Here is a 21,741-nt window from a genome sequence, read left to right as displayed (position 1 = left end):
GAGATGGAGGGCGCGACAAAATACAACACGGGGATCTCTCCACTTCGGTGGCAAGAGCGCCGCCTGTGGTCGAGATGATGTGGTTTATTCGCGGTTCAACGTGATGTCACACTCGACCGGACGCTGATGGTTGTACTCAACCTAATGGGAAGGCCGCAGTAGCCTGTAAGATCAAGCAAGGTTTGAGCGGACGCAATCGGAGTGAGGCCGGTGGATGCACTTGTCGGCTTGAATGAGAGAGGATGCCAACGAGTTACATCGCAATCTGGGTTGTGTTTGCTCTGAGCATCGCTCTGATGCTGGTTCGGCCGCGCGGCATCGCCGAAGTGTGGTGGGTTGCCGGTGGGGCGATTGCGCTGGTTGGGTTGCGGCTGGTCTCGCCCGGTGAGGCTGCACGCGCGGTCTTGAAGGGTTCGGACGTTTACCTTTTTCTGGCGGGGATGATGCTGCTGGCGCAACTGGCGCAGGCGCATGGCGTCTTCGACTGGCTGGCGGCCATTGCGGTCGAGCACGCACGGGGGTCGCGTGTGCGGCTGTTTTCGCTGATCTATGCGTTTGGCGCGTTGGTTACAATTTTTCTGTCGAATGATGCGACGGCGGTGGTACTGACTCCTGCCGTACTGGTGTCGGTGAAAAAGGCGAAGGCTGATCCGCTGCCGTACCTGTTGATTTGTGCGTTCATCGCGAATGCTGCCAGCTTTGTATTGCCGATTTCGAACCCTGCCAACCTGGTTGTGTTTCATGCGACGATGCCGCCCTTGGCAAGCTGGTTCGGCATGTTTCTTGCGGCTTCGGTTGCTTCCATCGGAGCAACCTATCTTGCGTTGCGTTGGTGCTGTCGTGAGAGTTTGACGGGGGAGATGACGCTCGATGTGGAACGGGTGCATCTATCGAGCGCGGGGAAGCACACGCTTGCGGGGCTCGCGGTTGTGGCGGGTGTGCTGCTTGCCGCGTCAGCCATGGGCAAAGACCTGGGGATGCCTACGTTTGTTACGGCGGTCTGCATCGCGGGTGCGCTATCGGTGAAGGAGCGGGCCAACCCGCTGGCGCTGGTCAAAGGTATTTCATGGAGCGTGCTGCCGCTGGTTGCGGGGCTCTTTGTGCTGGTGGAGGCGTTGAGCGGCGCGGGCGCGTCAGGGCTGTGCCAGTCGGCTCTGGTAGCGATTGAGCGGTGGCCGCAGATGGCGGGCGCGCTGGCCACGGCGTTTGCGCTGGGGGTGGGGACGAACTTCATCAACAATCTTCCGCTTGGCCTGATTGCGGGCGCCAGCGTGGCGGCAGCGCATGTGGAGGGGCTTTTGCGCAGCGCGGTTTTGATCGGGGTTGATCTGGGGCCGAACCTCTCTGTGACCGGGTCGCTGGCGACGATCCTGTGGTTGATGGAGATACGGAAAGAAGATGTGCATGTGAGCGCATGGACGTTTTTTAAGGCAGGCTTCATGGTGATGCCATTTGCGCTTGTTATCGCTACTCTGGCGGCTGTTTATCTAAGATGGTAGCCGTGCCGCACGTGGAGATTCTGGAGGTGTTCCATTGACTTCAGCCTTTTTTAAGGAGGACTTCCATAGGCTTCAGATGATGCTGAAAAAGTTCGTTTGCATTGACTGGAGGGAAGGCCCGGGGTTAAAGCCCCTTGAAGTTGCCGGGAATAGCGCAGGACTGAAGCCCTGCGCTCCTGCCGAAAAGCACAATGAGCATATTTTTTCCCCGGAGCCTGGAATGATGAGAACTCGAAAGCACCGAACCGAGGCAGCGTGGCTCTGTAGCGGCGTTCTGTTTTTTGGCGCGACGATGTTTCTATGTCCGCCGGCGTTGGCGCAGACGGGCCAAACCGCAGTGACTGCGACCGTGGCCCCGGTGGCGATTACGTTGGAAGAGGCGATTAAGCGGGCGCAGGCGAACGAGCCTGTGTTTGCCGCAGCGCGGGCACAGAGCAAAGTGTCGGCGCTGGACCGCTCGATTGCGCGGTCGGCGCTGCTGCCCGATGTTACCTATCACAATCAGTATTTGTATACCCAGCCGGGTGGCGAGCTGGGCCAGACGGGGCAAAGTACCGCTGCTGCGCAACTGGCTACGCCGCGATTCATTGCGAACAACGCAGTTCACGAGTATATGAGTCAGGCGATGGTGAACGAAGTGATTGGCCTGAAGGGGATTGCCGGCGTTCGCCTGGCCGACGCGACCTCGGCACTCGACGCGGCGCAGTTGGAGGTGGTGCGACGCGGATTGGTGGTTGCCGTCACGAGCCTCTACTACGGGGCGCTGGCGTCGGACCAGAAGCTTGCGATTGCACAGCGTGCGGCGGATGAAGCGGCTGCGTTTACAGGGTTGACGGTGAAGCGCGAGAATGCGCGCGAGGTGGCCCATGCCGATGTCGTGAAAGCGCAACTGCTACAGCAGCAGAAGCAGCGCGATCTGGCGGATGCCGCTGTGATCGCGGAGAGGATGCATCTGGAACTGGCGACGTTGTTGTTCCCAGATCCACGCACGCCTTACAGCTTAGAGGTTCCGAAGGATACAGGCGCACTTGCGGCTTTTGCGGATGTGCAGTCGGCTGCGGCGAGCAGCAATCCTGAGATGAAGAGCGCGCTGGCTGCGATGAAGGCTAGTGATGCCAATGTGCTTGCCGCACGCGCTGCGTATTTGCCCGATATTGGATTGAATGTGACCTACGGAATTGATGCGGCGCAGTTTGCGAAAAATGGACCAGACGGCGCGCGCAATCTGGGCTATTCGGCCAGCGTGACGGTGGATATTCCTGTTTGGGACTGGCTTGCCACGGGTCACAAGGTGAAGCAGAGCGAGATACGTAGAGATGCGGCACGTGTTGCTTTGACAGCGACGCAGCGACAGTTCATTGCGCGGCTCCAGGAGTTTTACAGTGAGGCCAGGACGGCACGCGAGCAGATGCAGTCGCTGGACGACAGCGTGAAAACGGCGGCCGAGAGCCTGCGGCTGACGAAGCTGCGCTACGGCAACGGCGAGGCTACGGTGCTGGAGGTGGTCGATGCCGAGAACTCGATGACGCTGGCTGAGAATGCGCGGGCCGATGGCATGATTCGCAACGAGATTGCAGAGGCCAATTTGAAGACGCTGATGGGAGAACTATAAGCCATGATGAGGGTGACGTCCCCAACGAAGTTCGATGCCGTGCGATGGCGGCTGGCAGCACTGATTGTGCCTGTTTGCGCGGCGGCGCTGATTTGTGGCTGCAACGGGAAAGAGGCCGCTCCAACTGTGGAAGTGAGCGTGGAGGCTGCGCACCCTGAAGTTGGCGCCATCTCAGAGCATATCCAGGCGGATGCTACGCTGGCACCGCTGGCGCAGGCAGCGCTCTCGCCCAAGATCAGCGCGCCGGTGAAGCGGTTCTATGTGCAGCGCGGCGCAAAGGTCAAGGCGGGAGAGTTGCTGGCTGTGCTGGAGAATCGCGATCTGGAAGCTGCGGCGCTGGACAACAAGGGAGCGTACACGGCGGCGCAGGCGGCTTATCAGACAGCGACGAAGGCGCAGGTTCCTGAGGACCTTCAGAAGGCGCAGCTCGATCTGGCGCAGACAAAGGCAACACTCGATCTGAACCAGAGCATCGTGAACAGCAGGAAGCAACTCTTCAGCGAAGGCGCGATTCCGGGGCGCGATCTGGATACGGCGATGGCGACGCTGGTGCAGGCGCAGGCCGCGTATGAAACGGCTAAGAAGCATCTGGAAGGCGTGGAGAGCGTGGGCCACAAGGCGGCACTGGAATCGGCGAAGGGCCAGTTGACCTCGGCGGAAGGAAAGTATCTGGGGGCGGAGGCACAGGTGAGCTACTCGGAGATACGCAGCCCGATCAATGGAGTGGTGACGGACCGCTCACTGTTTGCGGGGGAGACGGCTCCTGCGGGCACGCCGCTGCTGACGGTGATGGACACCTCCGCGCTGCTGGCGAAGGTGCATATTGCGCTTGCGGAGGCACAGCGTCTGCGTGTTGGGTCCCCGGCGACGCTTCAGGTGCCGGGCGTTGATGAGCCCGTTCCGGCGAAGGTTTCGCTGATCAGCCCTGCGCTCGATCCTGGCAGCACGACGGTCGAGGTGTGGCTGCGGGTCGAGAATCCGAAGGGAACCTACAAGGTTGGCACGCCGGTCCATGTCGTGATGGAAGGACGATCGGCGCAGAATGCGCTACTCATCCCTTCGGGCGCGTTGCTGACGGCGCAGGATGGAAGTAAATCGGTGATGGTGGTTGGAGTGGATAGTGTGGCGCACAGCAGGCGCGTGACGGTGGGGCTTGTGGACGACGGCAAAGCGCAGATTGATGCGGGGATTACGGCAAAGGACCTCGTCATCTATAGCGGCAATTACGGGCTGGATGAAGGAACGAAGGTCAAGGTCGTGTCGCCGGGAGATGCAGAGAAGCCGGGTGCGGGACAGAGCGGAGATGACAAGTGATCTCGACCCGAGACAGCGCGGAGCAGAACGAGACGGTACGTAACGGCGAGAGCAGTTTCTGGCTCATGCGTGCCGCGCAGCCAATCTTCTTTTTCGTCATCATCCTGACGCTGGCCGGGGTGTATCTGTCTTCGAAGGTGCCCATTGCGGTTTTTCCGGAGACGAACTTTCCGCGTGTGGTGATTGGCGTGGACAACGGCGTGATGCCGGTGGAGCAGATGGAGGTGACGATCACCAAACCTATCGAGGACGCGGTCAACAGCGTCCCCGGGCTGACGAGCGTCCGCTCGACGACCAGCCGCGGCTCGGCCGAGGTCAGCCTGTTTTTCAACTGGAACGTGGATATGTATCGCACGTTGCAACTTACTGACGCTGCGCTGGCCAAGGTGATGCAGACGCTGCCGGCGACTGCGAAGGTGACGACGAACCGACTGACGTTCGCTACGTTTCCTATCATTGCCTATAGCCTCAGCTCGGACACGCTTTCGCAGACTGCGCTTTGGGAACTGGCGACGTACAGCTTGAAGCCGCCGCTGAATCGCGTTGATGGTGTGAGCACGGTGCTGGTGCAGGGTGGCGCTGTGCCGGAGTTTCATGTGGTGCCGAACCTGGCGCGTTTGCAGTCGGCCGGGGTCACGCTGCTGGATTTGACGAATGCGATTCAGGCTTCCAACATCATCGATTCGCCCGGGCTGTATGAAGCAAACCACCAGTTGATTCTGGGGTTGGTTGGCGCACAGGCACACAGCGCGGAGGAGCTTGCGCATCTGGTCATCAAAACGACAGCTTCAGGTGCGCCGATCCGCGTTGCCGATGTGGCTACGGTTGAGCCGGGAACGATGCCCGTCTATACCGTCGTTACGGCCAACGGTAAGCCGTCGGTGCTGCTGAACATCGCACGTCAACCTTCGAGCAACACCGTTGCCGTGGCGGATGCAGTGGCTGCCGAGGTGGACCGGCTGCGCCGGACGCTGCCGCCCGGAGTGACGCTCACACCCTTCTACGACCAGTCGCAACTGGTGCGCGAGAGCATCAGCAGCGTGCGCGATGCCATTCTGATTGGGCTTCTGCTCGCCTGCATCATCCTGTTTCTCTTCCTGCAGGATTGGACGTCGTCGCTGATTGCCGGACTGGTGATCCCGGTCACGGTTGCGGTGACGATTCTCTTTTTGTGGGCGATCGGCGAGAGCTTCAACCTAATGACGCTCGGCGGTCTGGCGGCAGCGATTGGCCTGGTGATTGACGACGCGATTGTCGTGGTTGAAAACGTGGTGTTGCACCGCGACACGGGTGAGTCGCGCGTGGAAAGCGTGCGCAAGGCGCTTAAGGAGTTGACTGTTCCGCTGCTCGGCTCGACCATCACGCCGGTGGTGGTGTTTCTGCCACTCATCTCCGTGACCGGAGTGACGGGGAGCTTCTTTCGTGCGCTTGCCGTTACGATGACGGCGGCACTGCTTACTTCGTTGCTGCTTGCGCTGACCTGGACTCCTGCGCTCAGTTTGTTTCTCTTGCGCAAGCGGCACACGGTGGAACAACCAGGCGCAGAGGAGGGAAGCGGAGGCCGCGTGCTGGGCCCTGTCCTTCGTGGACATGCGCGATTGCTGGGCTGGTCGCTGGAACACCCGTGGCTGCTGGCCGCTGCGTGCGGCGTGCTTGTCATCGGAACGTTCTTCGCTTATCGCAATCTCGGCTCGGACCTGCTGCCGGAGATGGATGAGGGCGGCTTCGTGCTGGACTACATCATGCCCGCGGGCAGCTCGCTGAGCGAGACTAACCGCGTGCTGGAACACGTGGAGCGCATTCTCCACAGCGTGCCAGAGGTGGATAGTACCTCGCGGCGCACTGGTCTGCAGATGGGGCTTTCGCCTGTTACAGAGGCGAATACGGGCGACTTTACGGTGCGGCTGAAAGACAAGCGTTCGCGCGGGATCGACGAGATTATGGCCGACGTGCGCAGCCAGATCAAGACCACGGAGCCCGAGCTGGATGTGGAGTTCACGCAGGTGTTGCAGGACATGATCAATGACCTGTCGAATGCTCCGCAGCCGATCCAAATCAAAGTTTTTTCCAACGATCAGACACTGCTGAATGAGGAGTGTCCGCGCATTGCCGATGCAATCTCGAAGATCAAAGGGGTTGTTGATGTGGAGAACGGGATCGACAACACGATCAGCGGACCGGCGACGGACTTCCGAGTAGACCCAATCGTAGCTGGTCGTATGGGCTTTACGCCTGCTGAGGTGGCGGAGGACGCGACTGCGATTCTCGATGGACTGACGCCAGCCGACCCGATGATTGTCAACGGCAGACCCTATACGATCCGGATACGGCTGAGTCCGGACACGCGCGGTTCGCTCGATGCGATTCGCAATACGGTCTTCAACAGCAGCACAGGTCACACGGCGACGCTTGGCTCGCTTGCCACGATTGAGCAACTGCCGCCACAGAATGAGATTCTGCGCGAGAACCTTCAGCAGATGGCTGTGGTGACGGGCAGGCTTGAGGGCTCGGACCTGGGCACGGCGATGGTCAACGTTCAGAAGACCGTCGAAGGCATGAACCTGCCTGCTGGCCTGCGCATCGAGTATGGCGGCACTTACGCCGAGCAGCAGCAGTCCTTCCACGAACTGATTCGTGTTCTGCTGCTGGCGCTCGCGCTGGTCTTCGGGGTACTGCTGGCGGAGTTTCGCAACTTCTCCGCGCCGGTGGCCATCCTTACATCTTCTGTTCTGTCGATCGCAGGCGTGGTGTTTGCGCTGCTTGTTACGCAGACGACGTTCAATGTCGCGTCGTTTATGGGGCTGATTATGGTCATCGGCATCGTGGCGAAGAACGGAATTCTGCTGCTGGATGCGGATGAGCGGTTCCGCGCCGAGGGTATCACGCCGCGCGAGGCCATGCTGCACGCTGCGCAGCGGCGGCTGCGGCCCATTGCGATGACCGCGATTGCGGCGGTTTGCGGCATGTTGCCGCTGGCCTTTGCGCTGGGTTCGGGGTCGCAGATGTTGCAGCCGCTGGCGATTGCTGTGATCGGCGGACTCTGCCTGTCGATGCTGCTCAGTCTGGTCGTGACGCCGGTGGTCTACTACCTGATGACGCGCGGCAGGGCTAAGGCGTAGCAGCGAAGCGAGCGGACAAAGAAGTGGCCGGCAATGGGTTAACATTGCCGGCCATCGACGTTTCGTAATTCAGGTTTATTGACGGCCAACGACCAGCACGGTGAAGCTGTCGGGAACAACGGCTGGGCGTGGGCGCGGATTTTCTGGCGTTGCTGCGGGGCGTGGACCGAACTCGGCGGTGACGAGATAGATGCGTCCGGTTGCGGTATCAACTGTCATGGTGCGCGCGCCACGTTCCGTCGCGAGGTTTTGCACTACTTCGAATTTGTCGGAGGCGGTGTTGACGACCGTCAGCGTGCCGTCGCCGTTGGAGCTAAACGCGAGCTGGTGCGTCGGATCGAAACCGGCTGCATCGGGGCCGTCGCCGATGGTTGGGTTTGCCAGCGTTTTTCCAGAGTCAGCATCGGTTACGGCCATCTTCTTGCCGTCGCAGACGGAGAATAGGCGGCGATGTTCGCGATCAATCGCCAGGCCCGAGGGCGATTCGCAATCGGTGAGCGGCCATGTTGCGGTCAGCTTCAGGGTCTTTGCATCCAGCCGCGCGATGGAGTTTTTCGATTCAATATTGTCGAAGACGATTCCTTTGCCGTCGGCCACGGGGAACTCGGGTTTGCCGGGAAGCGCGATGGTGGCGACGACCTTCAGCGATTTTGTATCGATGACCGTGACGTTGCTGCTGCGTCCATTGAAGGCCCAGACGGTCTTGGTGACAGGTTCGAAGGCTATGCCATCCGGATTGGTCCCGGCAGGAATGGTGGCGACGGTTTTGAAGGTACGGCGGTCGAAGACAACGACGGCGTTGGCGCGACCGTCGCTGATGTAGCCGTACTTGCCTTCGTCATCGAGTGCGACGCCATGCGTGCCCTTGAGGTCGGTGATGGCGGCGATTGCTTTGCCGGTCTGTGTGTCCACGATGTCAACGCGGGGGCCGTGATCGATGTAGAGCAGGTGCGCGCCGGGATCGGCGGTGATGTAGTCCCATCCGCCTTCGCCGCCGATCTTCCAACGTGCTTCTACTTTGTAGGGGCCGCTCTGCGCGGCTGCGGTGCAGGCGACGGCGAACGGTGCGAAACAGCAGATCGCTATGCCAATGCGTTTTAAAACAGCGGTAAGGCTCATGGTCTCTCCTTGCGTGGTGTGAGGTTTGTACATGAAGCGTGACTGTGGGGAAGTTCGGATCGTTGTCCTCAGGATAGTGTGCTTTGCGAAGGCTGAAGAAATGCTGAAAGCGGCGGGCTAGACCGGAATCGTGACCCGATGGATAGCCTGCGGCAGTTGAATGGTGACGGTCGTGCCGGTGCCGGGCCTGCTCTCGATGGTAATGCTGCCGCCGGCCTGTTCTGCGATTGCTTTGCAGATGGCGAGACCCAGTCCTGCTCCGCCGCTGGCGCGGGAACGCGATGGGTCGCCGCGGTAGAAGCGGTCGAAGACGTGCGGCAGGTTCTCGGCGGGAATACCTTGTCCGTGGTCCTGAACGATGCACTGGAGTATTTGATCGTCCGTCGATCTGACGCTGATCGTGACCGTCGAGCCGGGCGCGCTGTACTGGATTGCGTTCAGCAGCACGTTGGTCGAGAGTGTCTGCCAGAGGTCGGGCGCGATGGCCGCGGTCAGTGTGGACGGCCCCGAGGTCTCGATGGAAACCTCGTGCCTCCGGGCGATGGGACGAAGCTGTTCGGCTGCTGCGCGGATGCCATCGAGCAGAGCGGTAGTTTGCGGGGGCGCGTCGGCGCTGCTCTCGGGTCGGGCGGCTTCGATACGTGCCAGCGCCAGCATTCTACCGACAAGCTCTTCCATGCGGGTACAGTCTGCTTCGGAGCGCAGGAGGCCTTCGCGGTACTCGGCTTCGGTGCGCGACTTCATGCTGAGCAGTTGGAGCGATGACTTGATGACGGCGACGGCGGTTTTGAGTTCGTGCGCGGCGTCGCCCAAAAACTGCCGCTGCTGCGTGAAGGAGATGTCCAGGCGATGGACGACGCCTTCGATTGCGCTTGCAAGCGGTCGTAGCTCCTTGATGCGGAGAGCTGACGCGGGCGGGGCGAAGTTCCACTCCGGCGCGGAGATGCGTCCTGCTTCGTGGGCCAGTTCGCCCAGCGGCTGAATGCTGCGGCGCACCAGCAAGGAGACGAGCCACGCCGTCAGGATGAGAAGCGCCAGGTTGGTCAGGGCGAAGAAGCGCAAGGCGCCGTAGATGGCCTCCCACACGCGGCCTGTGGGCGCGGCGTAGAGGATGGAGAGCGTGTGACGCACGTTGTCGGTTGCGGGGTCGATGGTGCGCACGGCGTGAAAACGGATGCCGCGATAGCGATGTCCGTCGATGGAGATCATGAAGTGGCCGTCGGGGCCGTTGCCAGAGAGAGCAGAGATGTCCTTCAGGTTGGCGGACGAGCCGAGTACTTTGCCGTCGGTGTCGCGCACGAGGAAGACATCGTTGCGCGGAATGTGCAGGTCTTTGACGTCGAGGAGCACGTTATCCCCGGCATCGTCAGCGTCCTGCACGGCTCCGTAGAGCGAGTCGGCGCGGCCCTGAAGCGCGATGTCGAAGGAGCGGAACTGCGCATGGCGCTCGTAGAGATAGCCAAAGACGGTGACGCAGATGGCCATGGCGAGCTGCACGCAGACGACTGCTGCGCCGATTCGGCGTTCGATGGAGTGCGGTCTCATGGCTCCATCGCCATCTCTTCAGGCGAGAGCCGGTAGCCGCGTCCCCGGTATGTCTGGATGTAACTGGCGCCGGTATTGGCTTCGAGCTTCTTGCGCAGGTTGGAGATGTGCGCCTCGATGACGTTGGAGTGGCGCTCCCAGTTAAAGTCGTAGAGGTGCTCGAGCAGCTCGCGCTTGGAGACGACGGCGTGCGGTTTGTGCAGGAGATATTCGAGAATGCGGTACTCGGTGGGGGAGACGTCGAGCAGCGTTCCTTGCCTGCTGACGGTCTTGGTCATGGTATCGACTTCGAGATCGCGCAGTTTGACGGTAGGCGTGGCGACTCCTTTGCCGCGGCGGATCAGCGCCTTGACACGCGCGAGCAGTTCGCCCAGGTCGAAGGGCTTGCTCAGGTAGTCGTCCGCGCCGAGGTTGAGGAGGTTGATGATGGACTGGCTTTCGTCTTTTGCGGTCAGGATCAAGACCGGCGTGTGGTCGCGGCGCGCACGGATCCACTTCAATACGCTGGCGCCGTCTGCTCCCGGCAGCATCAGGTCAAGAAGAACCAGGTCGTAGTGACCGAATCCTGCGAGGTGTTTTCCAGTTTCGCCATCGTGCGCCAGATCAGTGGCGATGCCATTTTCGCGCAGCGCAGCGGCGATGTTTTCCGCCAACCGCTTCTCGTCTTCAACAATCAGGACCCGCATAGGTGTCGGTACACGCAAGGCGTGCGCTTCGAGGATACGCCACTCTCAGGATGGCATGGCAGGCTTAAACGAATCTTAACGCCGGATAGACGTCAGGATTTGCGGTATGGATTGGCGCCGAAAGTGGGAGAAATACGGGTCTCTCCACCATGGTGGCAAAAGGCACCGTCTTCGATAAAGATGACGTGGTGGCGGGTGGAGCTACTTTTTGAGGCACTTTGCCATGATGGCGTTGTGCAGGCGCTCGCGCAGCTCGGGCGAGACTTCGTAGAGTTCCTGGCCCTTGTAGATCTCAATGGTCTGGTGCGTGGTGTTGAGGACGACCCTGCAATGCTCGCACCCTGCTGTATGGCTGCGAACCTCGGCGCGGAGTTCCTCGCTCAGTTGGCCGTCGAGATAGTCGCCGAGTTGGCTCAGCAGATCAGTGCAGTTCATGCGGATTGGCCCTCCTTCTTCTGCCTGAAGTACCGGCTCAGCCGCTCGCGCAACTGAAGGCGCGCACGAAGCAACCTCGATTTGACCGCCGGCACGCTCAAGCCCAGAGCCTCCGCTGTCTCTTCGGTCGAGAGATTCTCGATGTCGCGCAGCGTAAAGACTGTGCGAAAGCCCGGCGGCAGCCCCTGGATTGTTTTGCGGAGAATATCTCCCATCTCGGACTGGTTGTAAAGCTGCTCAGGATTAGGACGCCACTCGGCGAAGTCGCGCGGGATGGAGCCTTCTTCGGTCTGAACATCTTCGTCCATGCTGACAGTCTTGGAGGTCTTGCGCTTGCGCAAGCGCATGAGGCTCTCGTTGACCGCGATGCGGACCAGCCAGGTCGAGAACTTCGAGTTGCCCTGGAACTGGTCCAGCTTCTCGTAAGCCTTGAGGAAAGCGTCCTGCGTAATGTCTTCAGCGTCTTCACGGTTCTGCGTTATATGGAGCGCCACACGAAAGATCTGGCGTTCGTACTGCCGGACGAGCTGCTCGAAGGCGGCTGTGTCCCCGTCCTTGGCGCGGGCTACAAGCGCCACGTCAGGGTGTATCTCTTCCGTTCCTGGGGATTGGATGGCGGGCATGGGCAAAAAGGTGCGAAAACCGGGCTGAAATTCTATGGCTGAGGCCACGAAGATCTGCGCGTAGGTTCATCATAAATGCCGATGGGCCGAAGAGCAAAAATCGAGATTGCTGTCGTATCTGCCGTGGTTCTTTTTCATTTGTGTTTGCCGCGGCTTGAGCGGTACGTCTTACAGTGAAAGGAAGTGACTTAATAGGAGTGTGGTGCGGTTGAGCAGTTGGAGGAAGGTGAAGACAGTCGTCGCGGCGGGAGCCCTGCTGGCAGGGATGGTTCCGTTGGCTTCAGGTGCGGTTGGTGCCACGCAGAAGAAGAAGCACACGACGGCTGTAGCCCAAAAGCACACAGCCAAAGGAACGTCGAAGAGCGGTTCCGCAGAAGGTAAAGCCAAAAGCCGCGGCAATGCTACTTCACACACAAAGGAACGCAGCAAGAAAGCGAGCGGCGTCGCCACGCACACCAGGCGCGCGCGGACACGCTCCAGACGACCGACGGCGCAGACCATTCATCTGACCAGTGCATTTCATGCAACGGAGCAGTTGCGTCCCATGGCGCAGCAGCTTGCGGCTACGCGCTCTGCCGCCGCCTATGCGGGGATTGAGAGCTACGCGCGGCAGCATCCCGGCGAGGCGGCTTCGGCGGCGTACCTGGCGATTGGCCATGCGTATATGCTCGACCACAAATACGCGGATGCTGCGGCCAGCTTTCACCGCGCCGCCGCGAGTGGCACCGCGCTCGATGACTACGCGGACTATCTGGGCGCGCAGGCGCTGCTTCAGGCCGGGCGCGGCACGGAGGCGTATGCGCTGCTCGACCACTTTGCAGATCGGCACCCGGACAGTATCTTTAACGCCAACGCGCCGGTTCTGCTGGCGAATGCGTACATCCAGCAGAATAATCCGCAGGCTGCCATCAAGCTGCTGGAGTCGCTCTCGGGCACGCAGATTGCCGCGGACAACGACTTCCGCTATGCGCTGGGCCGCGCGTATCAGACGGCCGGCGATAACGCTCACGCCGCTCCCATCTTTCGCAGCCTCTACGTGACGCAGCCGCTGAGCCTTGAGGCTTCGCAGGCGCGCACGCAGTTGGACGCGATGCACGCTCCACTGACCGCAGCCGAGCGTAAGTCGCACGCCGACCAGCTCTTCAACGCGAAACGCTATGCCGAGGCGGGCGCGGAGTATCACGCGATTGCACGCGACGGCGCGGGCCTGAGCACGGCTGACCGGGACACGCTTCAGATTTACGCGGCCGTTTGCGATCTAAAGCTGAAGCGGATCAGCGAGAGGCAGGTCAAGCGCCTGCCTGAGACGACCGGTGACAGTGCCGCGCTGAAGCAGTACATGCTGGCCGAGCTTGCGCGCAACAGCGATGACGAGTCGGGCCACGACGCGATTCTCGCTCGGATGGTGCAGCAGTTTCCGCATAGCCGGTGGCTCGAAGAGGCGCTGTACTCGAGCGGCAACATGTATCTGCTCAAGCAGGACGCACAGCGGGCTATCGCCAACTACGCTCAACTGGTCAAGCTGTTTCCTGCGAGCGTCTATGCTCCTACAGCGCACTGGCGCACGGCGTGGCTGAACTACCGTCTGCGCAACTACGCTGAGGCAGCGCGTCTGATGGACGAGCAAGTGACGCAGTATCCCGCGAGTCTTGAAGCTCCGACCGCGCTTTACTGGCGCGGACGTATCTACGAGGACGAAGAGCACAATTATGGTCAGGCGGCGAATTACTACCGCGCCCTGACGTCCAACTATGCCAACTATTACTACGCGGACCTGGCGCGGGAGCGGCTGCGTGTGATTGGGTCGCATGCTGCTGCGGATGCACCGGCCGCCGCTCTCAAGTCCGTGCCGCCGCGTCAGGTTCCGACGCTGACCGGCGAGCTGCCGGAGAATGAACCGCACCTGATCAAGGCGCGGCTGCTCGCCAATGCGGCGCTGAACGAGTACATCGGCCCGGAGATTCAGGCCTCGCCTACGTCATCGGAGTGGGGGGCGCTGGCGCAGGCGGAGATCTACGCCTCCTATGGCGAGTACACGCGCTCGCTGCAATCGATGAAGCACAGCGCGCTCTCGTTTTTTGCTCTGCCGGTCAGTCAGGTGCCGATGGTGTATTGGAAGCTGCTCTTCCCGCAGCCCTACTGGGTGGGGATTGTGTCCAATGCGAAGAAGAACGGGCTTGACCCGTATCTGGTAGCTTCGCTGATTCGGCAGGAGACGGAGTTTAATGCAGTCGCTGTGAGCCGGGCCAACGCCTATGGGCTGATGCAGCTTCTGCCTTCGGTTGGCCGGTCGCTGGCCAGGAAAGAGAAGATTCGCGGGTTTCGCACGAGCAGCCTGCTCGATCCCTCGATCAACCTTGAGCTGGGAACCGTTAATTTGAAGGCAGTGCTCGACCGCTTCGGCGGCCAGCTTGAGTATGCGCTGGCTGCTTATAACGCCGGCGACACGCCCGTCCATCGCTGGATGGCAGCAGGGAATTACAAGGACATCCACGAGTTTGTCGAATCGATTCCGTATTCGGAGACGCGCGAATACGTGCAAGCTATTCTGCGGAATCGCGAGATGTACAGGGTGCTCTATCCGGAACGATAGAGGCGTTTCCCGAAAATTTTGCGGAGGAATCAACTCCGCGTCCGGTTATCGAAATCGAGGATTGACATCGTTCAAAAAAGGATTATTGTTGCACCATAACTGGTGCATCCCGAATGCGCCGGATTTCAGGGAAGGAGCCTATCCGCAGCTTTCGAGTGGGGCGTTGGCCAGAGCCAGCCTGAGTCGTGAACGCGAGACAACCTGCAACACACGAGGCCGTCATGGTAGCGGAGTTGAACTTTCTTGAGGTCTGGATCCCGGAGCAGATGCAGCCGGGCACGTTGTTCATGCTCGATCAGTCCGGCGAACTGGGGAAGGCGGAGAATCCGTTCTGGGCCGTGCTTGCTTGTCCATCGTGCGGGTGTCTCGGACTGATTACGCGGCAGCAGTGCGCGGGGCTTGAGGCGATGATCTGCGGTTCTGAGCAATGTTCGGCGGAGTACTTTCTTGAGGGAGAGGCGATTCGCTATCGGGCGGCGAATTGAATTGGGTTGAAGTCTGGCTTGGCTAGAAGCGGTTCGCACTTTCGCGCGAATGCTCTACCTTAGCGACGATGAAGCTGTCGCGAAGATGGGGCCCCCAGAACCTTGGCTTCGACTACGATGTGTGGATGAATTTTCAACAGATACTGGCTTGGCTGAAGTTCTGGAAGACGGGTGAGGCCGATTCAGAGGATATGCTGCACTCAATTGTGCTCTTGTTGCGGGAGGCGCGCACATTTAGCGAGAGGGAGTTGCAGATAGCGGGAGAGAAGGGTTGGGGGAAACGGTTTGACGGTACAGAAGACCCGATGTACTTCGTATCCAAATCGGAAGTTCTTACCGTATTAAAAGCGGGAAAGTACGTTGTGCAACTCGTTCAGGTGAAGGAGCCCTACTCCGATGATTTGGAGGCTAGTGCTCGAAACTTAACTCGTCAGGAACAAAAGAAGGCTTGGTTTGAACATCGGGCGTGGTCGTCGATTGATCTTTGGAACGGGGCGATGTCGAGCAGCAGAGATCTTCCGAAGAAGGAGGCTTATGCGGTGCTTGCGCGGTTTGCGCTTCAGCTTGGGGACGCGAACTGTAGTGCGATTTACTTCCCGAAGGAGGGTTGGATGATGCCAAACGATGGAACGGCAGAGGACGGACTTCGGCGCCTGATTGATGCGTTTCCGCTCAAATAGGGAGGTGTGCTTCGATGAGCGAAATGCGGGGATCTCTCCACAGCGCGGTTCACGATGAGACTGTGATTCGCTTCGGTCGAGATGACGAGATTTGCAGTTAGTCGAGGAAGCGTCTGGTGATGCCTTCGTAGGCGTCGATGCGGCGGTCGCGGAGGAAGGGCCAGTGTTGGCGGGTGACTTCGACGAGTTTGAGGTCGAGGTCGGCGTAGAGGATTTCTTCCTGATCGTGGCTGGCTTTGGCGAGGATGCGGCCGAAGGGGTCGGCGATGAAGCTGCCGCCCCAGAATTCGATGCCGGACTGTGGGGTGTGGTCGCCGGGGCCGCGTAGCTCGACGCCGTTGTGGAGGACATCGCCGTGCTCGTGGCCTACGCGGTTGACGGCGCAGACGAAGACTCCGTTGGCGATAGCGTGGGCGCGCTGGGCGGTCTGCCAGGCTTCGTACTGGGCGATGCCGAACTCGGATTTTTCGGAGGGATGCCAGCCGATGGCGGTGGGGAAGAAGAGGACTTCGGCTCCGCGCAGGGCGGTGAGGCGGGCACCTTCGGGGTACCACTGGTCCCAGCAGACTAAGGTTCCAATCTTCCCGGCTGAGGTCTGGGTGGCCTTGAAGCCGAGGTCGCCAGGGGTGAAGTAGAACTTCTCGTAGTAGAGGGGGTCGTCGGGGATGTGCATCTTGCGGTAGATGTCCGCGATGCTGCCGTCGCGTTCTAGGGTGACGGCGGTGTTGTGATAGACGCCTGGGGCGCGTCGCTCGAAGAGGCTGGCGACGAGGACGACGTTTTCCTCGCGGGCGACGGCGCTGAGGCGCTCGGTTGAGGGGCCGGGGATGGGCTCGGCGAGGTCGAAGAGGGCGTGGTCTTCGCGCTGGCAGAAGTACTGGGCGCGGAAGAGCTCGGGTAGGCAGATGAGGGTGGCTCCGGCACGGGCGGCCTCGCGGACGCGAGCGGCGGCCTTGTCGAGGTTTGCGGCGGTGTCCGGGGCGCAGGACATCTGGATAAGTGCGACGCGCTGGCTGGTGGGCTGGGTCATAGGGATTCGTCACTCATTTTATAGGCTGGCGTGAGGTTTCCTGATTGGCGGAGCCCGAGGTGCAGGAGAATTCTTTGATTTTTGCGGGATTGAAGGAAGAATCCTCCTTTTTTCAGCCGGGAATATCTGATACGTTTGAAATAGCCAGAGAACCCATGATGCTTCTCAGGCCCTCTATCCCCCAGCATTTCATCCCAGTCTCTGCCGTCGCGGCAGACGTGCATTCATGCAGAAGGAGCGGTACATTGAGCGAATTTCGTGAGTTTCTGGAACTTTCGTATGGCGAACTTGAGGACCTGAATCTACAGGCGAAGGAGCAGCGCAGGAGGCGCGTACCTGCCGATGTGATTCAGGAAGAACGGTTGAAGTATCTGACGGACGAGAAGCGGATCAAGGCCGTGACGGTGCTGTTCAGCGACCTCGAAGGCCGCCTGCACATGCTCGACTACGACAAGAAGTTTCTGGTGAAGAGCTACGACAACCTGACGTTCGATGGCTCGTCGATCCGCGGCTTTACCGCCCAGCGCGAGAGCGACCTTCGTCTCGGCATCGACTGGAGCGCGTTTTACTGGGCGCCCGCTGATGTTTTCGGCGCGGGCAAGGTGCTCGTATTCGGCGAGGTGATCGACAAACAGGGCGGCACATATAGCGCGGACATTCGCGGTGTGCTCAAGAAGTACTCGCAGGAGCTGTTTGACAAGCATGGCTATACGCTCAATGCCGCGAATGAGATTGAAGGCTTCCTGTTTGAGGGCACCGACGCGGAGCGCACATTCCACGAGACGGGCAAGTTCGAGTATGTGAACAAGGGTGGCTACTACCATTCGCTGCCGGGCGACCCGCTGCGCGAGTTCATTGACACCACCGCAGAGGTGCAGCGCGCGATGGGCTTCGAGAACGAGAAGGACCACCCCGAGGTCGCGCCTTCGCAGTTCGAGATCAACTACAGCTACGGCGAGGTGGTTGCGGCCGCCGACCAGATCCAGCTCTACAAGCTGATCTGCCGCCAGGTAGCGACGCAGATGGGCATGACGGCGAGCTTCCTGCCGAAACCGGTGGTCGGCGTCAACGGCAGCGGTATGCACACGAACATCTCGATCTCGAAGGGCGGCAAGAACCTGTTCTGGGATCCGAAGGGCGAGGAGAAGATCTCGAAGATGGCGTGGCAGTTTGTGGACCGCATTCTGACGCACGGCAACGACATCTGCCTGCTGCTGAACCCGAGCGTGAATGCATATCGCCGACTCGACCCGCACTTCGAGGCGCCGAACCAGATCAAGGCTTCGGCGGTGGATCGCGGCTCAATGATCCGCATTCCTATCGGCAACGAGAAGTCATCGCGTGTCGAGGTGCGGTCAGTGGCTCCGGACGCGAACCCGTATATGGTACTGTACTCGGTCTTCAGAAGCGGACTGGACGGCGACACGGCGAAGATCAAGAACCTGCGTCAGGCGGAGCGGTATTTGCCGGACAACATATACACGGCGCTCGAGAACTTCCGCGGCGCGGCGTGGGCGACCAAGCTGCTGGGCGAGGATGTGAAGGGACGCTACGCCGACCTGAAGCAGGCTTCGGCGGACCGCTGCCCGCGCCTGCTGGGCACGATCGTCAAGCCGTCGGAGGTGCAGTTCCACCACGATGTTTACAACCAGTTGCTCTGGAACCAGTTCTAAGGCTTTGGGACAAACCGGATTTACGGCAAGGGCTGGCGAGCTTCGCCGGCCTTTGTTTTTGGTCTCCATCACGAACGGGCGTGTTAGAGTATTAGCGTTATGAAAGCTCGGCGATGGCTATCTTCGATAGCGTCTGTAGCTGGATTGCTTCTGTGTGGGTGCGGAGCTGGGACTGCGCCGAACGCCGCCAGTCCCCTGGCGGGAAACTGGCTCATTGTGGGGCCGATGCCAACAGATCAGGCGAGTATAACCCCTGGTCAGACGAATACAACCCCTGGACTCAGGCTTGCGATGACATTTGATGTTAACGGCAAGAACATCGTCGCAGGAGGTTTTGGCAGCAATTTCTGCGACAACGTCGCATCTTCGTTCGAGTTTGGGAGCGTGGTGACGGGCACTGTCGCCGCTGATGGCAGCTTTACCCTGACGGGTTCAGCGAACGAACCCTTTCCGGCAGTGACGATTAAAGGGACAGTCCCTCAGGCAAGCGGAGAATCCTGGCCAGGCAGCTATGCGGTGTCGCTGACGTCACCTCATGCTCCGCAGTGCGATGCAAACGTGTCGGGTACCTTCACGGCGACATCTTTCCCACTCGTCAACGGAGTCTATGTTGGGACAGGAAGCAATGAGACGCTTTCCAACGGCGTATTGGTAAGCACGCCTGTGACGTTTCAGGTGACTCTCCAGCAGGGCGGGAAGTTGACCAATCCAGTGAACGGAGTGACTTCACCGGTATATAGCAATTCGGTGCTCACAGGCAGTGTTCGTGTTCAGGGCTCTCCTTGCTTCACCTCCGGTGTGACGGGTTCGACCCCCGTGAGCGGGGTGGAGGGTAACAAGGTGGACGCCAGGTTCACGATGAATGACGGCTCTACACTGACGATTCTGGGGTCGTTGACCGATGCCACCGAGACACGCATCATTACGAACATTGCGATCGTCGCTGGCGGGCAATGCGGCACTTTTCCGCCCATTTATCAATTACCTGAGTTAGATCGCCAGAGTTAGCGTGGCCTGAGCCTCCGTCTCGTTGACAAGCCGGTGGAGCTGCTGCATCCTTCTGCTGTTGCTTGATGGAGGTTCTCTTGGATACGGAACAGTCTGCCAGATCGCTTGCTCCTGCCGGTGTGCTGGGCGTTTGTCTGATGCTTGGATTGATCGTCGGCGGATGGCTGCTGGGATCGCAGATTAAGGCGACTCGGCTGGCGGACCGTTATGTGACCGTGAAGGGGCTCGTCGAGCGAACGGTGAAGGCGGATACGGCGATCTGGCCGGTGACGTTCAAGGAGGCGGGCAATGATCTGCCTGCTGTGTTTGCCAAGAGCGAGGCGGACAAGAATGCGGTACTGAAGTTTTTCTCCGGACAGGGTATTGCGCCTGATGAGATTACGGTGGGGCAGATTCAGGTGACAGATAAGCTGGCCAACGAGTATGGCGGAGCGAACAACAATGGCCCGCGCTACATTGTGCAGCAGACCGTGACAGTGAACTCGAAGAACGTGGACAAGATTGCCAAGGCAGGCCAGCAGACAGCGGAGCTGGTGCAGGCGGGGATTGTGGTGGGCGGCGGATATGGGCAGGGGATTCGGTATGTGTTCAATGGTCTGAATGCGTTGAAGCCGGACATGATTACGGAGGCGACGAAGAATGCGCGCGCTTCGGCGGAGCGGTTCGCGGCGGATTCGGGCAGCGAGGTGGGTGGGATCCGTTCGGCGAACCAGGGCGTGTTTTCGATCTCGTCTGCGGATGCAGGCAGCGCGGCTGGCGACGGCGACGGCGGCGGCAGCGCAGACGCGAGCATGATGAAGAAGGTGCGAGTGGTGGCGACGGTGGACTACTACCTCGTTCGATAAGCGAACCGCGTTGCAACCTGTGTTCGACGGATGATAGCCTTCGGGTACATCTCTAGCGGAGCCAAAACCTCATGCAGACAAGCTACAACGGTATCGCCGTCCCGGCGGATGGCGCGGCAATTCAGTATGTCAACGGCAAATACGCGGTGCCGGATAACCCGATTATCCCTTTTATCGAAGGCGACGGCACGGGCCGCGACATCTGGAAGGCTTCGCAGCGCGTGTTCGATGCAGCGGTCGAGAAAGCCTACGGCGGCAAGCGCAAGGTGAAGTGGTTTGAGGTGCTGGCCGGCGAGAAGGCGTATCGCCAGACGCAGAACTGGCTGCCTGAGGACACGGTGAAGGCGACCGTGGATTTTCGCGTGTCGATCAAGGGACCGCTGACGACGCCGGTGGGCGGCGGGATTCGATCGCTGAATGTGGCGCTGCGGCAGTTGATGGACCTGTATCAATGCGTGCGCCCGGTGAAGTACTACCAGGGTGTGCCCAGCCCGGTGAAGCATCCGGAGAAGCTGGATGTGGTGATCTTCCGCGAGAATACGGAGGACATTTATGCCGGCATCGAGTTCCGCGAAGGGACGCCTGAGGCGGCGAAGTTCATCTCGTTTGTGAACGACGAGATGCTGAAGGGCGGCAAGAAAAAGGTGCGGCTCGATTCAGGTGTGGGCGTGAAGCCGATCTCGATTACCGGGTCGAAGCGGCTGGTGCGGGCTGCGATCAAGTACGCGCTGGATAACGGGCGCAAGACGGTGACGCTGGTGCATAAGGGCAACATTCAGAAGTTCACCGAAGGCGCGTTCCGCGAGTGGGGATATGAGGTTGCCACACAGGAGTTCCGCGACCAGACAGTGACGGAGCGTGAGAGCTGGATTCTGGGCAATCTGGAAGCGAATCCGAAGTTGACTCCAGAGGAGAATGCCGCGCTGATTGAGCCGGGAATCGAGTTTGCGCCGAAGGAGTTTGGCGATGGCATTATTGCCGAGGTGAAGAGCGTGATTGCCGCGATTGGCGCTTCGCACGGTGGCGGCAAATGGAAGCAGAAGATCCTTGTGAACGACCGGATTGCAGACTCGATCTTTCAGCAGATTATTCTGCGGCCCGACGACTACAGCGTACTGGCCACGACGAATTTGAATGGCGATTATATCTCTGACGCCGCGGCGGCACAGGTTGGCGGGCTGGGGATTGCTCCCGGTGCGAACATCGGCGATGGTTACGCCGTGTTCGAGGCGACGCATGGTACAGCGCCGAAGTATGCGGACAAGGATGTCATCAATCCGGGGTCGGTGATGTTGAGTGGTGTGATGCTATTCGACTTTCTGGGTTGGACGGAGGCGGCGCGGCTGATCGAGTCGTCGATGGAGAAGACCATTGCACAGAAGTTTGTGACCTACGACTTCGAGCGCGGGATGCAGGGCGCGACCAAGGCGAAGACGAGCGAGTTTGCTACACGCATGATTGAGAACATGGGGTAG

17 protein-coding genes are annotated in these 21,741 nt (G+C 60.1%); 11 read left to right on the top strand and 6 right to left on the bottom strand.

What is annotated here, in order from left to right; translation table 11 throughout:
- The first annotated feature begins 242 nt into the window (after positions 1–242).
- The 4 genes from VFU66_RS00650 (at position 243) to VFU66_RS00635 (ending at position 7,544) form a co-directional block, all read left to right on the top strand.
- Positions 243–1,499, top strand: a complete 1,257-nt coding sequence (locus VFU66_RS00650) for an arsenic transporter (RefSeq protein ID WP_326444292.1) — start codon at positions 243–245, stop codon at positions 1,497–1,499.
- Positions 1,500–1,719: 220 nt separating this feature from the next.
- The gene (locus tag VFU66_RS00645) at positions 1,720–3,111 is read left to right on the top strand and encodes a TolC family protein (protein WP_326444291.1); all 1,392 of its coding nucleotides are present in this window, start codon (positions 1,720–1,722) and stop codon (positions 3,109–3,111) included.
- A gap of 3 nt (positions 3,112–3,114) precedes the next feature.
- A complete protein-coding gene (locus tag VFU66_RS00640) occupies positions 3,115–4,425 on the top strand; it encodes an efflux RND transporter periplasmic adaptor subunit (protein ID WP_326444290.1) in 1,311 nt (436 codons plus the stop codon).
- A gap of 65 nt (positions 4,426–4,490) precedes the next feature.
- Positions 4,491–7,544 carry an efflux RND transporter permease subunit gene (locus tag VFU66_RS00635; RefSeq protein ID WP_326444301.1) on the top strand — a complete coding sequence of 1,018 codons (3,054 nt, stop codon included), beginning with the start codon at positions 4,491–4,493 and terminating at the stop codon, positions 7,542–7,544.
- A 75-nt stretch (positions 7,545–7,619) separates the two neighbouring features.
- On the opposite strand, the gene VFU66_RS00630 is transcribed toward VFU66_RS00635, so the two are convergent.
- The 5 genes from VFU66_RS00630 to VFU66_RS00610 all read right to left on the bottom strand — a co-directional run bounded on the left by VFU66_RS00630 (position 7,620) and on the right by VFU66_RS00610 (position 11,952).
- Positions 7,620–8,663 carry a YncE family protein gene (locus tag VFU66_RS00630; RefSeq protein WP_326444289.1) on the bottom strand — a complete coding sequence of 348 codons (1,044 nt, stop codon included), beginning with the start codon at positions 8,661–8,663 and terminating at the stop codon, positions 7,620–7,622.
- 117 nt (positions 8,664–8,780) lie between these two features.
- A complete protein-coding gene (locus VFU66_RS00625; RefSeq protein WP_326444288.1) occupies positions 8,781–10,208 on the bottom strand; it encodes a sensor histidine kinase in 1,428 nt (475 codons plus the stop codon).
- Positions 10,205–10,894: a response regulator transcription factor gene (locus VFU66_RS00620; protein ID WP_326444287.1), complete on the bottom strand. Its 690-nt coding sequence runs from the start codon at positions 10,892–10,894 to the stop codon at positions 10,205–10,207. Before VFU66_RS00620 ends, VFU66_RS00625 begins: the two co-directional genes overlap by 4 nt.
- Before the next feature lie 201 nt (positions 10,895–11,095).
- Positions 11,096–11,329, bottom strand: coding sequence for an anti-sigma factor family protein (locus tag VFU66_RS00615; RefSeq protein ID WP_326444286.1), 234 nt, complete (start codon positions 11,327–11,329; stop codon positions 11,096–11,098).
- Positions 11,326–11,952, bottom strand: a complete 627-nt coding sequence (locus tag VFU66_RS00610) for an RNA polymerase sigma factor (protein WP_326444300.1) — start codon at positions 11,950–11,952, stop codon at positions 11,326–11,328. Before VFU66_RS00610 ends, VFU66_RS00615 begins: the two co-directional genes overlap by 4 nt.
- Before the next feature lie 226 nt (positions 11,953–12,178).
- Between VFU66_RS00610 and VFU66_RS00605 the strand changes: the two genes are divergently transcribed.
- The 3 genes from VFU66_RS00605 (at position 12,179) to VFU66_RS00595 (ending at position 15,710) form a co-directional block, all read left to right on the top strand.
- A complete protein-coding gene (locus tag VFU66_RS00605) occupies positions 12,179–14,545 on the top strand; it encodes a transglycosylase SLT domain-containing protein (RefSeq protein WP_326444285.1) in 2,367 nt (788 codons plus the stop codon).
- Positions 14,546–14,730: 185 nt separating this feature from the next.
- On the top strand, positions 14,731–15,030 hold the full coding sequence (locus VFU66_RS00600; protein WP_326444284.1) for a hypothetical protein: 300 nt from the start codon (positions 14,731–14,733) through the stop codon (positions 15,028–15,030).
- A 68-nt stretch (positions 15,031–15,098) separates the two neighbouring features.
- The gene (locus VFU66_RS00595) at positions 15,099–15,710 is read left to right on the top strand and encodes a hypothetical protein (RefSeq protein WP_326444283.1); all 612 of its coding nucleotides are present in this window, start codon (positions 15,099–15,101) and stop codon (positions 15,708–15,710) included.
- 97 nt (positions 15,711–15,807) lie between these two features.
- Here VFU66_RS00595 and VFU66_RS00590 read toward each other — a convergent pair whose 3' ends face one another.
- Positions 15,808–16,740, bottom strand: coding sequence for a carbon-nitrogen hydrolase (locus tag VFU66_RS00590; RefSeq protein ID WP_326444282.1), 933 nt, complete (start codon positions 16,738–16,740; stop codon positions 15,808–15,810).
- Positions 16,741–16,985: 245 nt separating this feature from the next.
- On the opposite strand from VFU66_RS00590, the gene VFU66_RS00585 reads away from it, so the two are divergent.
- The 4 genes from VFU66_RS00585 to VFU66_RS00570 all read left to right on the top strand — a co-directional run bounded on the left by VFU66_RS00585 (position 16,986) and on the right by VFU66_RS00570 (position 21,741).
- Positions 16,986–18,413 carry a glutamine synthetase family protein gene (locus tag VFU66_RS00585; RefSeq protein WP_326444281.1) on the top strand — a complete coding sequence of 476 codons (1,428 nt, stop codon included), beginning with the start codon at positions 16,986–16,988 and terminating at the stop codon, positions 18,411–18,413.
- A 291-nt stretch (positions 18,414–18,704) separates the two neighbouring features.
- Positions 18,705–19,421 carry a hypothetical protein gene (locus VFU66_RS00580; RefSeq protein WP_326444280.1) on the top strand — a complete coding sequence of 239 codons (717 nt, stop codon included), beginning with the start codon at positions 18,705–18,707 and terminating at the stop codon, positions 19,419–19,421.
- Between the two features lie 77 nt (positions 19,422–19,498).
- Positions 19,499–20,266, top strand: coding sequence for an SIMPL domain-containing protein (locus VFU66_RS00575; protein WP_326444279.1), 768 nt, complete (start codon positions 19,499–19,501; stop codon positions 20,264–20,266).
- 71 nt (positions 20,267–20,337) lie between these two features.
- Positions 20,338–21,741 carry an NADP-dependent isocitrate dehydrogenase gene (locus VFU66_RS00570; RefSeq protein ID WP_326444278.1) on the top strand — a complete coding sequence of 468 codons (1,404 nt, stop codon included), beginning with the start codon at positions 20,338–20,340 and terminating at the stop codon, positions 21,739–21,741.

Source organism: Edaphobacter sp. (genome assembly GCF_035763405.1).
Lineage (GTDB): Bacteria > Acidobacteriota > Terriglobia > Terriglobales > Acidobacteriaceae > Edaphobacter.
This window is presented reverse-complemented; position numbering and strand designations above follow the sequence as displayed.

Coding starts and splice junctions, on each gene's coding strand:
- VFU66_RS00650 (WP_326444292.1), top strand. CDS start 243: ATGCCAACGAGTTACATCGCAATCTGGGTTGTGTTTGCTCTGAGCATC.
- VFU66_RS00645 (WP_326444291.1), top strand. CDS start 1,720: ATGATGAGAACTCGAAAGCACCGAACCGAGGCAGCGTGGCTCTGTAGC.
- VFU66_RS00640 (WP_326444290.1), top strand. CDS start 3,115: ATGATGAGGGTGACGTCCCCAACGAAGTTCGATGCCGTGCGATGGCGG.
- VFU66_RS00635 (WP_326444301.1), top strand. CDS start 4,491: ATGCGTGCCGCGCAGCCAATCTTCTTTTTCGTCATCATCCTGACGCTG.
- VFU66_RS00630 (WP_326444289.1), bottom strand. CDS start 8,663: ATGAGCCTTACCGCTGTTTTAAAACGCATTGGCATAGCGATCTGCTGT.
- VFU66_RS00625 (WP_326444288.1), bottom strand. CDS start 10,208: ATGAGACCGCACTCCATCGAACGCCGAATCGGCGCAGCAGTCGTCTGC.
- VFU66_RS00620 (WP_326444287.1), bottom strand. CDS start 10,894: ATGCGGGTCCTGATTGTTGAAGACGAGAAGCGGTTGGCGGAAAACATC.
- VFU66_RS00615 (WP_326444286.1), bottom strand. CDS start 11,329: ATGAACTGCACTGATCTGCTGAGCCAACTCGGCGACTATCTCGACGGC.
- VFU66_RS00610 (WP_326444300.1), bottom strand. CDS start 11,952: ATGCCCGCCATCCAATCCCCAGGAACGGAAGAGATACACCCTGACGTG.
- VFU66_RS00595 (WP_326444283.1), top strand. CDS start 15,099: ATGAAGCTGTCGCGAAGATGGGGCCCCCAGAACCTTGGCTTCGACTAC.
- VFU66_RS00590 (WP_326444282.1), bottom strand. CDS start 16,740: ATGACCCAGCCCACCAGCCAGCGCGTCGCACTTATCCAGATGTCCTGC.
- VFU66_RS00580 (WP_326444280.1), top strand. CDS start 18,705: ATGACATTTGATGTTAACGGCAAGAACATCGTCGCAGGAGGTTTTGGC.
- VFU66_RS00570 (WP_326444278.1), top strand. CDS start 20,338: ATGCAGACAAGCTACAACGGTATCGCCGTCCCGGCGGATGGCGCGGCA.